Source organism: Roseivivax isoporae LMG 25204 (genome assembly GCF_000521865.1).
Lineage (GTDB): Bacteria > Pseudomonadota > Alphaproteobacteria > Rhodobacterales > Rhodobacteraceae > Roseivivax > Roseivivax isoporae.
In genome coordinates, this window is record NZ_JAME01000013.1 from 1 (window position 1) to 10,946 (window position 10,946).

At 68.5% G+C, this 10,946-nt stretch carries 9 protein-coding genes; 3 read left to right on the forward strand and 6 right to left on the reverse strand.

Features of this window, described 5'->3' with window-relative positions; genetic code table 11:
• Window positions 1–31 precede the first annotated feature (31 nt).
• From RISW2_RS09835 to RISW2_RS09855, 5 genes are all read right to left on the reverse strand, one after another.
• Window positions 32–586: an ester cyclase gene (locus RISW2_RS09835; protein ID WP_043769871.1), complete on the reverse strand. Its 555-nt coding sequence runs from the start codon at window positions 584–586 to the stop codon at window positions 32–34.
• Window positions 587–688: 102 nt separating this feature from the next.
• Complete coding sequence (locus tag RISW2_RS09840) at window positions 689–1,843, reverse strand: carbohydrate ABC transporter permease (RefSeq protein ID WP_043769875.1); 1,155 nt, start codon at window positions 1,841–1,843, stop codon at window positions 689–691.
• On the reverse strand, window positions 1,843–2,865 hold the full coding sequence (locus RISW2_RS09845) for a carbohydrate ABC transporter permease (protein WP_043769878.1): 1,023 nt from the start codon (window positions 2,863–2,865) through the stop codon (window positions 1,843–1,845). The genes RISW2_RS09840 and RISW2_RS09845 overlap by 1 nt, the downstream gene beginning before the upstream one ends.
• A 71-nt stretch (window positions 2,866–2,936) precedes the next feature.
• Window positions 2,937–4,163, reverse strand: a complete 1,227-nt coding sequence (locus RISW2_RS09850) for an ABC transporter substrate-binding protein (protein ID WP_244437541.1) — start codon at window positions 4,161–4,163, stop codon at window positions 2,937–2,939.
• Window positions 4,164–4,269: 106 nt separating this feature from the next.
• Complete coding sequence (locus tag RISW2_RS09855; protein WP_043769883.1) at window positions 4,270–5,328, reverse strand: ABC transporter ATP-binding protein; 1,059 nt, start codon at window positions 5,326–5,328, stop codon at window positions 4,270–4,272.
• Window positions 5,329–5,455: 127 nt separating this feature from the next.
• On the opposite strand from RISW2_RS09855, the gene RISW2_RS09860 reads away from it, so the two are divergent.
• A complete protein-coding gene (locus RISW2_RS09860; RefSeq protein WP_051491911.1) occupies window positions 5,456–6,448 on the forward strand; it encodes an ester cyclase in 993 nt (330 codons plus the stop codon).
• A gap of 157 nt (window positions 6,449–6,605) precedes the next feature.
• Window positions 6,606–7,475: a helix-turn-helix transcriptional regulator gene (locus RISW2_RS09865; protein ID WP_043769887.1), complete on the forward strand. Its 870-nt coding sequence runs from the start codon at window positions 6,606–6,608 to the stop codon at window positions 7,473–7,475.
• Between the two features lie 10 nt (window positions 7,476–7,485).
• Here the strand turns inward: RISW2_RS09865 and RISW2_RS09870 are convergent, their stop codons facing one another.
• Entirely contained in the window at window positions 7,486–9,630 is a 2,145-nt protein-coding gene (locus RISW2_RS09870; RefSeq protein WP_162164317.1) for a TonB-dependent siderophore receptor, read from the reverse strand.
• Between the two features lie 290 nt (window positions 9,631–9,920).
• Here RISW2_RS09870 and RISW2_RS09875 point away from each other — a divergent pair, with 290 nt between their 5' ends.
• The gene (locus tag RISW2_RS09875; RefSeq protein WP_043769891.1) at window positions 9,921–10,904 is read left to right on the forward strand and encodes an iron-siderophore ABC transporter substrate-binding protein; all 984 of its coding nucleotides are present in this window, start codon (window positions 9,921–9,923) and stop codon (window positions 10,902–10,904) included.
• The last annotated feature ends 42 nt before the right edge of the window (window positions 10,905–10,946 follow it).

Genomic DNA, 10,946 nt, shown 5'->3' on the forward strand with positions numbered 1-10,946 from the left:
TCGGACTTGCCACGCTTGAGATACCGGATGCTCATGCGCTCTCTCCCTTCGCTGCTGCGGGTTCGGGACGGGGCGGCGTCTTCTCGCCGCGGTCGAAGGCCTCCCAGCCTTCGCCGCCGAAGACGTCGTGGCCGAGCTGGGCCAGCACGTGCGGAAAGTCGACCATCACCCAGTTGTCGGTGACGCGCCCGTCCTCGACCTTCCAGAAATCCATGTAGCGGATCTCGACCCGCTTGCCGGTGGGGGCGAGCCCCATGAACGGGCCGGAATGGGTGGCCTCCTGCCGGCCGAAGGCGGCGGCCCATTCGCCCATGAAAAGCCGCGCCTCGTCGATGCAGACCTTGTCCGAGAACGCCGCCTGGAACGGCCGCTGCCAGTTCTCCTGGAACTCGGCCAGGCCGTGCTTGGTGCCGCAACCCTGGTTGCCCAGCCAGCGGAACCCCGGCGCGAAATACTCGCCGATGTCGTCGATGCGGTGGTCGTTCAGGCCGTCGACCATGCCCTCGATCACCCGGCGGGTGTCCTCGGTCCGGGTCATGTCGGTGTCGCGGGTGAGAACGGCCTGTTCGGGACGGGCTCCAGGCATGTCAGCCTCCTTGATCCAGAGTGAGCTTCGGCAGGCCGGGCGCCAGGCCCGGCGGGACGACGCCCGCGGGGGTGCGACGCATCGTGATGTCGGGCACGGCTCTCATCCCTTCACCGCCCCCGCGGTCAGGCCGCTGACGATCTGGCGCTGGAACACCATGACGAGGATGAAGAGCGGCGCGGTGATCGAGACCGCGGCGGCGATCGCCTCGACCTGGTCGGTCGTCGTGGTCTCGCGGTTGAAGTAGCTCGCGATGGCCGGGACCATGGTCTGGTTCTGGGCGTCGAGCAGCAGCGAGGTGACGAGGAAGTCGTTGTAGGCCAGCAGGAAGCTGAACAGGCCCGTGGTGATGACCCCCGGCCACATCACCGGCATGATCACCTGCCGGAAGGCCTGGAAATGGGTGCAGCCGTCGACGCGCGCGGCCTCGTCGAGTTCGGTCGGGATGTTCTGGAAGAACGACCGCAGCATCCAGATGGTGAAGGGCTGGTTGATCGCGACCAGCACGGCGATCACCGCATAGGGCTTGCCGTAGAGCGTGGGCGCCGCCTCGCCGAAGATCGGCGCCAGCCAGTCCGACGAGTTGATGAAGACCGGCAGGTACCCCGCGACCAGGACCGAATGCGGCAGCGCCCGGAAGATCAGCGCCGCGATCAGCAGCCAGAAGGCGAGGTTCGAGGGTGAGCGCGCGAGCGCGTAGCCCGCGAGCGTGCCGACGAAGAGCGACACGGTGACGACGCCTGCCGTCACGATCAGCGAGTTGACGAAGTTGCGCCAGAACGCGTTCTCGACCCAGACGGCGTAGTAATGTTCGAAGGTGGCGCCGATCACCGGCACGCCGAGCGGCCCGGCCACCGCGTCGAGCGCGTCGAGGAGCTGCGGCAGCACCCCCAGCACCACGAGGCCGAAGAGCGCGAGGTAGAGCAGCGCCGCCACGATCCAGCCGAGCGCGATCCAGCCCGCGGGCGTGGCGCGCCGCACGATGCCCGGAAGGCCGGTGAAGGCCCAGCGTGTCAGCGCGATCACCACCGCGCCGCCGAGCACGAGGTCGAGGACCGACAGCCCCTGCCCGCCCGCGCGGGTCGCCGGCCCCGTCAGCACCGCCACGAAGCTGCCGGCGAAGGCGTCGACCGGCGTCTTGATGGACATGACCGCGATCCAGGCGATGGGGAAGATCGCCAGCAGGCACCAGACCGCGAGGAACGTGCCCGAGGCGAGGCGCAGCGACAGCGGCTGGCGCAGGGTGTTCGTGGCCATCAGCGCACTCCCTTGTGTTCGCGCCATGCCCGGCGCACCGGCGCGATCAGCAGGATCACGATCCCGATCATGGTCAGCATCGCCGACGCGGATGCCCGCGAGATCGCACGGTTGCCGGCGTCGTCGGGCTGCAGGAAGTCGTAGGTCAGCCATTGCAGCGAGATGACGTGGCTCTGCGAGGAAAAGCCCACGATCTCCTCGAACACCCGGTAGGCGTCCATCAGGTGGATGAGGGCGACGAAGGTGATGAGCGGCCCGAGATGCGGGATCACCACGAATTTCAGCCGCTGCCAGCGGTTCGCGCCGTCCACGATCGCCGATTCGAGGGTGTCCTGGTTCACCGTCTGCAGACCCGCGTAGAAGATGACGAAGGCGAAGGGCGCGACGTGCCAGACGCGGTAGAAGTACATCATCAGCTCGATCGTCCAGCCTTGGGCGAACATGGCGATGTCGCGGTCGAGCAGCTGCTCGAGCGCCACGGTCAGGATGCCGTCCCCGATGAAGAGCCAGCGGATCGACAGCGCGCCGATCACGGGCGTGATGATGAACGGCAGGAGCGACATGAAGATCACCGGGCCGCGGATCGCCTTGACCGCGTTGTTGACGGCAAGCGCGATGGTCAGGCCGAGGACAAGCACGATGGGCAGCGTGATCAGCGTGAACATCAGGGTGAAGCGCAGGGCGGCCCAGAAGTCGACGTTCAGGATCGCGCCCCAGTCGCCGGAGGCGAGGTAGCCGCCCACCCGGTCGAGCTGCAGCAGGTTGCGATAGCTGTCGAGCCCGACGAAGATGGTCCGCGTCTCGATGCGGCCCTCCGCGTCGAAGACCGGCTGGCTCTTCGTCTCGGTCACGCAGTTCGCGGTGGGAAAGCCCGGCGTGCAGGTTTCGACCTCCACCTGCTCGTAGACCGGCTGCGTGACGTAGAAGCTCTGTCCGAAGACCGAAACGAGCGGCGCGGCGATGAAGATCAGCATCATCAGGAGGGACGGCGCCACGAAGGCGGCGAAGACACGGGGCTTCATGCGTGCGGTCTCCTGTGCGCTGCGGACGGGGAACGGGCGGCGCGTGGCGCCGCCCCGGGAGCTACGGTCGCTCAGCCGTCGACGAGGCCGGCCTCTCGGGCGGCGGTCAGGTACTCGGCCTCGATGTCCTCGAGCGTCTGCTCGGCGGTCTTGTCGCCGGTCAGGAACGCCGCGACGCCGTTGCCGAGCGCGGTGTGCATGAGCCCCATCGCGGTCGTCGAGGGATAGGCGCGTGCGTTCGGCTGGGCCTGCAGGGTGGCGATGGCACCCTGGGCGAGCCGCGTCGGCTCGTAGCCCGGGATCAGCCAGACCGCGGCATCGTTGTTGTTCTCGACCATCTCCTGGTCGAGACCCTCCATCGCGACGCGGAACGCGGCCTCGGCGGTCTCGTCCGGGATGTTCTGAGCCACGACGACGCCGTCCCACCAGATCGTGGTGGCGGGCGGACCGTCTTCCGTGGCCTTCGGCGCCGCGGCGCTCTCGACAAGGCCCACCACGTCCGATTCCGCCTCGTTGTCCATGGCGCCGGCGCGGCTGCCCCAGAGGTTGGCCATGGCGATCCGGCCCTGCTGGAACTGCTGCTGCACGTAGGTCGAGTCGGACACCAGGTATTCGGGATCCATGAACTCGGTCATCGCCTTCATCATCTGGAGCGCGTTGACCCCGGCCTCGCTGTTCAGCGTCGGCATGTTCTGCGCGTCGACGAATTCTCCGCCGAAGCCGTAGAACATGTTCACGAAGTCCTGGCCCAGGTTCCAACCGGTCTGCATCGTGGCGCCGAGCGGGTAGTCGACGACGCCCGCCTCCCGGATCGCCGCAGCGGCCTCGAGCACCTCGTCCCAAGTCTCGGGAACCTCGAGGCCCAGGTCCTCGAAGATGTCGGCCCGGTACATCAGGTGCTGCGTGTTCACCATCATGCCGATGGCCATGACCTGGCCGTCGATGCGGATCAGCTGGTTCTCGTTCAGGTGCTGGCCGTGTTCGGCCACGAGATCGTCGAGCGGCCGGATCGTGCCCTCGTTGACGAGCGGCGTGATCGTGCCGTTCGCGACGCCGCCGAGCGCGTAGAGCGACGGATTGGCGGCGAAGGCCGCAGGCTGCTTGGTGCGGAACTCCTGGTCGAGCTCGGCCTGGAAGTTGCCGCACTCGGCCATGGCGTCCGACACCGCCTTCCACGCCTCGAACCCGGCGGACAGGAGGCTGACGGGGGTGTCGTTCTCGAAACTGCATTCGGCATGGGCCGCGCTTCCCAGAAGCGAGACCGCGCCGGCGGCGGCAAGGGCCGTGATCCTGATCATGGAGGGTTTCCCTGTCTCTGTGTCGGGCCGACTGTCCCGGCGACCCGGTCTGAAGCTTGCGTCGGAGCGGTGGGCCGGGACTTCTGCGGCCCCGGTCGTCATCACGTCAGCGTCCATCGAGGCGTGCCTCGGTGGTCGCGTCGAAAAGGTGGCAGATCGCCGGCGGTACCACGAAGGACACCCGGTCGCCGATCTCGGCGCGGACATCCTTCGGCGCCTTGACCGACACGAGCCCGCCGCCGGCCCGGACCGTCAGCATGGTCGCGTCGCCCAGCAGCTCGATCGTGTAGAGCGGCGCCGTGATCTGCCCGGTCTCGCCAGGCTGCGCGAGCCGCGCGTCCTCGGCCCGGAAGCCCAGCGTCACCCGGCCGGACGGCGCCTCGACACCGTCGATGTGCACGTTGTCGCAGGTGAAGCTGCTGCCGGAGACCTGCCCCTCGAGCAGGTTCATGCCCGGCGAGCCGATGAAGCCCGCGACGAACACATTGGCAGGCCGGTCGTAGATCTCCGTGGGCGTGCCGACCTGCTGCACGACGCCCTGCTTCATCACGACGACGCGGTCGGCGAGCGTCATCGCCTCGATCTGGTCGTGCGTGACGTAGACCGTCGTGACCTGCAGCTCGTGGGACAGGTTCTTGATCTGCGCCCGCGTGGAGACGCGCAGCTTGGCGTCGAGGTTCGACAGCGGCTCGTCCATCAGGAAGACGTTGGGCTGCCGCACGATGGCGCGCGCGAGCGCCACGCGCTGGCGCTGCCCGCCCGACAGTTCGGCGGGCTTGCGGTGCAGGAACGGCTCGAGCTCGACCATGCGCGCGGCGCGCATCACCCGTTCCTCGTGCACCGCCTCGTCGATCTTGCGGACCTTGAGCGGAAAACGGATGTTCTCGTAGACGTTCAGGTGCGGATAGAGCCCGTAGGACTGGAACACCATCGCCACGTCGCGGTCCTTGGGATCGAGGTCGTTCACGACCTTGCCGCCGATGCGGATCTCGCCTTCCGACGCGTCCTCGAGCCCGGCGATCATGCGCATCGTCGTGGTCTTGCCGCAGCCCGAAGGGCCGAGCAGGACCAGGAACTCGCGGTCGGCGATCGTCAGGTCGAACCTGTCGACGCCGACGAAGCTTCCCCATCGCTTCGAGACGTTGCGCAGCTCGATTTCGGCCATCAGCCTCTCCCTGTGGCGGCACGGGCGGTGGCCCTGTTGCACACGATTGCAAAGAGGCTAGACAGACCGCTCCCCGCGTGGCAAGAGTTTTTTGCAATCGTGTGCAAAAAAGCCGAGACCGCCTTTCATGACCCTGTCCCCTGCCCGCGACGTCCTCCATTCCAGCCTTTGCGGCCTCTTCCGTGCCCCCGAGGACGCGCTCGAGGCGCAGGCCCGGGCATTGCTTTCCGAGGGGTGCCGCTTCCACCTTTCCGCGCCGTTCGAGACGCTTGAGGGCCGCGACGCGGTGCTCGACGGGTTCGTGCGACCGCTGCGCGCAGCGCTGTCGCACGTGCACCGGCGCGACGAGATCTTCATCGGCGGCGCCAACCGGCGCGACACCGGCGGCGACTGGGTGGCGAGCGTCACGCACTATGTCGGCAACTTCCACGGACCGCTCGCCGGGCTGCGGCCGTCGGGCCACCTGGCATTCCTGAGAGCGGGCGAGTTCTACCGGGTCGAGGACGGACGAATCGTCGAGGCGCGCATCATCCTCGACCTGCCGGACCTGATGCGGCAGGCGGGCCGCATGCCCCTGCCGCGCGAGCTCGGCACCGAGATGCTGTTCCCCGGCCCCGCCACGCATGACGGCGTGTGCCCGACGCAGGGCGACGGCGCCGCGAGCCTCGACGTGGTGGAACGGATGCTGTCGGCGCTGCACGCCTTCGATCCCGGCACCTTCGCCAGCGCCGACCAGACCGGGGCGACCGGCACCTGGGCCGAGGACATGCTGTGGTACGGCCCCGGCGGGATCGGATCGAACTACCGCTGGTCCGGCTTCGTGCAGGACCACCGCGCGGCGTTCCTCACCGCGTTTCCCGACCGCAAGGGCGGCAACCACTATTGCCGCATCGGCGACGGGAACTACGCGGCGGTGTCCGGCTGGCCCTCCATGACCATGACCCATCGCGGCCCCTATCTGGGCGTCGCTCCGACCGCCCGCGCGCTGACGCTGCGGGTGATGGATTTCTACCGCTGCGCCGAGGGGCGGATCGCCGAGAACTGGGTGCTGCTCGACTACATGGACCTCTTCGCCCAGATGGGAGTGGACCTGATCGCGGAAGCGAACGCCCTGCCCTGACGCGGCATCGCTCGGCTCGCGGTCCGGGCACCTTGCCAAGCGCGGGACCGCGATCCATATATGTCACCCAGCCGGACCGGGCGTCGGGCGCGTGCCCTTGAGGCCGCGCGCCGCCCGGCAGCCATTCCATCCGAGGTGTCGATCCGGAGCGCTGCGCGTGCGCTATCGCCATGATTTCGAAGGTGTGACCGAGAAGATCCGCAGCATCGGGCCGGTGCGGTGGCACCAGTTCGACACCGTCCTGCCCGCCTACTGGGAGGCTGCAGGGGCGACCGGCGGACGCGGCTCCTACGTTTCGGCCAATCCCCGGATCAGCGTGTTCTTCGACGACGTGAGCTCGATCCGGGTGCTCGAGGGGACGGCGTCGCGCCCGCTGCCGCGGGCGATCTTCGTGCCGGCCGGAATGGCATTGCAGACCATGTTCACCCGGCCGCTCGTCTTCTCGCATCTCGACGTTCACATGGATGCCGGCTGGGCGGTGGATGTCCTGTCGGGCGCGATGTCCCGCGCCGCGGCGCTCCGGCTTCTCGCGCAGCCTGCGGAGCGGCACGACACCGGGCCCCTCGAGGTGATCGCGCGGCTGCTGGTGGACGAGCTTGACGCGGCCTCCTGTCCCGACCTCTACGCGCAGAGCCTCGCGGGCAGCCTTGTCGCCGCGATCCTCGACATCGGCGCGGAAGGGCAGGAGGCGCGGCGCGCGCGGCTGACGGCGGCGCAGATGCGCAAGGTGTGCCAGCGGTTCGACGCGGGCGGAGGGCGCGGGTTGCCCGTGGCGCACCTCGCCGCGGCGGTGAACCTCTCGGAAAGCTGGTTCTCGCAGGTCTTCAAGAACACCACGGGCATGACCCCGCACCAGTGGCAGCGGGCCCGCAGGATCGAGCACGCCCGGGCGCTCCTCTCGGACACCTCGCTCGGCGTCGCGGACGTGGCCGACAGGCTCGGCTTCTCGGATCAGGCCCATCTCACCCGGACGTTCCGGCAGGTGGTGGGCGAAACCCCGGCGGCGTGGCGCCGCCGCCGGGGCTGAGCCCCGCCCGTCACCAGGTGCGCCGCAGCGCCACGCTCACCGTGCGGCCGGTGTTGTAGTAGTCGGCGGTTCCGCGGCCCACGACGTATTGCCGGTCGAGCAGGTTGCTCACGTTGACCTGCAGCTGCGTGTCCTCGGCGATTTCGTAGGTCATCGCGGCGTCGAGATAGGTCTGCTCGGGGCTGCGACCGGTGTCGTTGTAGGCCCCGTATTCATAGGATCCCACATAGCGGGCGCCCAGGGCGAGATCGAGGTCGCCGCGCGCGCCGGCGCCCGGAACGCCGTAGGTGAGCCACAACGAGGCCAGGTGGTTCGGCACCGTCGCGAACTCGTTGCCGTCGACCGTCATGCCGCGGACGCTGCCGCGCACGAACTCCGAATCCTGGTAGGCATAGGACCCGATGAGCGTGAGGTTCTCGGTGAGCTCCGCCTTGGCCTCGAACTCGAGCCCGCGCACGCGCGACTCGCCGATGGTCTGCCGCTCGATCACGCCGCTCGGCAGGACCACCGGCACCACGATGTTCTTCTTGGTCAGGTCGTAGATCGATGCGGTGAAGAGCGCGTTGCGGCCCGCGGGCTGATATTTCAGGCCGACCTCGTACTGCTCGCCGCGCTCGGGTTCGGTGCCGATCGAGGGCGGCGCCACCGATTGCACGAAGCTCGCATAGGCCGAGGCCTCGTCGGTGATCTTGTAGGTCAGCGCGGCGCGGTAGGACGTCTCGGCAAAGTCGCCGTCGCTGGTGACCGCGGTGCCGGTGGACCGGTCCACGTTCTCGATCTCGAGCCAGTCGCGGCGGATGCCCGCGGTCGCCACGATCCGGTCCGAGAACGACAGGTTCTGCTGCGCGAAGAGCGACCGCGTCGTGTAGTCGGTCTCCTGCACGCTGTAGGGCGCGTAGCCGGTGGGCGGTCCGCTATAGGTCGGATCCTCCACGTCGATCGGCGTGTAGGCGCCGTAGAAGCTGGAACTGGTGGTCGAGGCGGTGCGGAACTCGATCCCGGCCAGCGTGCTGCTGTCGATCTCGCCGAAGCTCGTGTCGTATTGCAGGATGGCGTTGCCGATCCATTCCTCGGCCGTGCTGTCGCCGCCGAAATAGAAGCGGTCGACCAGAGATCCGGTGCGCGCCGCGTTGTCGGACAGGTAGACGTAGCCGAAATCGTCGGTGAGGTCGCTGTAGCGCAGGTTCGCGCGCAGCTTCAGGCCGTTCTCGAACTCGTGGCGGAACTCGGTCGAGAGGGTGAGCCGTTCCACGTCCTGATAGTTGAAGCTCGGCTCGCCGAAGAACTCGTCACGGTCGTAGGTCCGGTCCAGCGGATAGCCCCCGCTGTTGGGCGTGCCGTCGCGCTTGAGGTAGTCGGCGCTGAAGGTCAGCTCGGTATAGGCAGTGGGAGCCCAGGTGACCGCGCCGAGGAAGAACTGCGAATCGTCGCGGGAATGCGGATACTCCAGCTCTCCGTCCTGCACCTTGCCCACCACGCGGTAAGCGAGCGTCTCGCTCTCGTTCAGGATGTCGCCGAAATCGAAGCCGATCTCGGCCTGCTCGTTCGTGCCATAGCTGCCGTAGAGCTCGCCGAACCTCTCGAAGCGCGGGGACTTGCTGACGAAGTTCACGGTCCCGCCCGGATCGGACGTGCCGAACAGCGTCGAGTTGCCGCCCTTGATGACCTCGAGCCGCTCGTAGGCGTAGGGCTCCTCCCGCACGCCGCGCATGGTGCCGAGCGTCAGCCCGTCGCGGTAGGTCGACGCCTGGAAGCCGCGCACGAGGTAGTAGTCGTTCCGGTCGTCTGTGCCGTAATAGTCGGTGATGATGCCCGACGTGTATTCGAGCACGTCCTCGACCTTGTCCGCGTTGCGCTGCTCGATCTCCTTCTGCGTCACCACCGACACCGAGGCGGGCGTGTCGAGGATGCTGGTCGCGACCTTTCCGCCAGTCCAGAGTTCGCTCGCGACCACCGAGTTCGCGTCGTCGTCCGCCTCGGCGCCCGCGTCGATGATGATCGGCGACAGCCGGTAGGCGCCGGTCTCGTCCAGCGTGCCCTCCTGCGCGACGACGGCCGCGGGCAGGAAGACGAGCGCGCTGCAGCCGAGGAGCCGGGTGCGGAGACCGCGCGGCACTGAGGGCCGATCGTGGTGCGACATGGCGTGATATTTCATCCTTCGTTCCCCAGGGTCTCTTCTTGCTTCTTGTGCTGGCTGGTGCCGGCACGGTCCGTGCGGTCGGGCACGCGGACCGTGCGCGGCGCGTCCCTGCCGGGCCGCCGCTGCCCGCGCTCTGGCACAGGTCGGGCGCGGCCGTATTGAAGGATCCGCCGGTTTTTGTCGGATTCTCTGGAAACCTGACAAAAACACATGGAAATGCGGCGCCGTTGTCTTGACCGGCGCCGGGAGAGGTGGAAAGCCAAGCCGCACCACGTCTTCGGAGCCGGATATCAGGAGCCGCCACCATGTCGCGCGTCGCATTCCTCGGGGCCGTCGCGGCCCTTCTCGCCCTGGTTTCGCCGACCCGCCCGGCGGCCGAAGGTTTTCCGGTCACTGTCGAGCATTCCTTCGGGACGACCACGATCGAGCGGCAGCCCGACCGCGTCGCGACGGTGGCCTGGGCGAACCACGAGGTGCCGCTCGCGCTCGGCATCGTCCCGGTCGGCTTCGCGCGGGCCAATTTCGGCGACGATGACGGCGACGGAGTACTGCCGTGGGTGGCGGAGCGGCTCGCGGAGCTCGGCGCGCCCGCGCCGCAGCTCTTCGACGAGGGGGACGGGATCGATTTCGAGGCGGTCGCCGCCAGCCGCCCGGACGTCATTCTCGCGGCCTATTCCGGTCTCAGCCGGCAGGACTACGACATCCTGAGCCGGATCGCGCCGGTCATTCCGCACGCGGACGGCGCCTGGGCGACCGGCTGGCGCGAGATGATCCGGCTCAACGCCGCGGGGCTCGGCCGGGCCGAGGACGGCGCAGCGCTGATCGACCGGATCGAGGCGCGCATCGCCGAGGTCACCGCCGCGCACCCGGCGCTCGCGGACAAGACGGCCATGTTCGTGACCCACCTCGACGCGCGCGACCTGAGCGTGATCCGCTTCTACTCCGCCAACGACACCCGCACCCGGTTTCTCGCGGATCTCGGGCTCGACCTGCCCCGGAGCGTCCGGGACGCCAGCGAACCGGGACGGTTCTCGGGCGAGATCAGCGCCGAGCGGATCGACGATTTCGCGGATGTCGACATCCTCGTGACCTACGGCGGCCCCGACCTTCTCGCGCGGATCCGGGAGAATCCGCTGACGTCGCGGATGCAGGCGGTCGCGGGTGGCGGCGTCGTGCTGCTCGGCAACGATCCCGCGGGCACCGCCGCGACACCCACGCCGCTGTCGATCGAATGGGTGCTCGAGGAATACGTGGCCCGGCTGGCGGACGCGGCGCGCACGGCGGAATGAGCGGGGCACTCGCACCCGGATCCCCGCAGGCGGGGCTTCGCG

Coding starts and splice junctions, on each gene's coding strand:
- RISW2_RS09850 (WP_244437541.1), bottom strand. CDS start 4,163: ATGATCAGGATCACGGCCCTTGCCGCCGCCGGCGCGGTCTCGCTTCTG.
- RISW2_RS09860 (WP_051491911.1), top strand. CDS start 5,456: ATGACCCTGTCCCCTGCCCGCGACGTCCTCCATTCCAGCCTTTGCGGC.
- RISW2_RS09840 (WP_043769875.1), bottom strand. CDS start 1,843: ATGGCCACGAACACCCTGCGCCAGCCGCTGTCGCTGCGCCTCGCCTCG.
- RISW2_RS09870 (WP_162164317.1), bottom strand. CDS start 9,630: ATGAAATATCACGCCATGTCGCACCACGATCGGCCCTCAGTGCCGCGC.
- RISW2_RS09875 (WP_043769891.1), top strand. CDS start 9,921: ATGTCGCGCGTCGCATTCCTCGGGGCCGTCGCGGCCCTTCTCGCCCTG.
- RISW2_RS09845 (WP_043769878.1), bottom strand. CDS start 2,865: ATGAAGCCCCGTGTCTTCGCCGCCTTCGTGGCGCCGTCCCTCCTGATG.
- RISW2_RS09855 (WP_043769883.1), bottom strand. CDS start 5,328: ATGGCCGAAATCGAGCTGCGCAACGTCTCGAAGCGATGGGGAAGCTTC.
- RISW2_RS09835 (WP_043769871.1), bottom strand. CDS start 586: ATGCCTGGAGCCCGTCCCGAACAGGCCGTTCTCACCCGCGACACCGAC.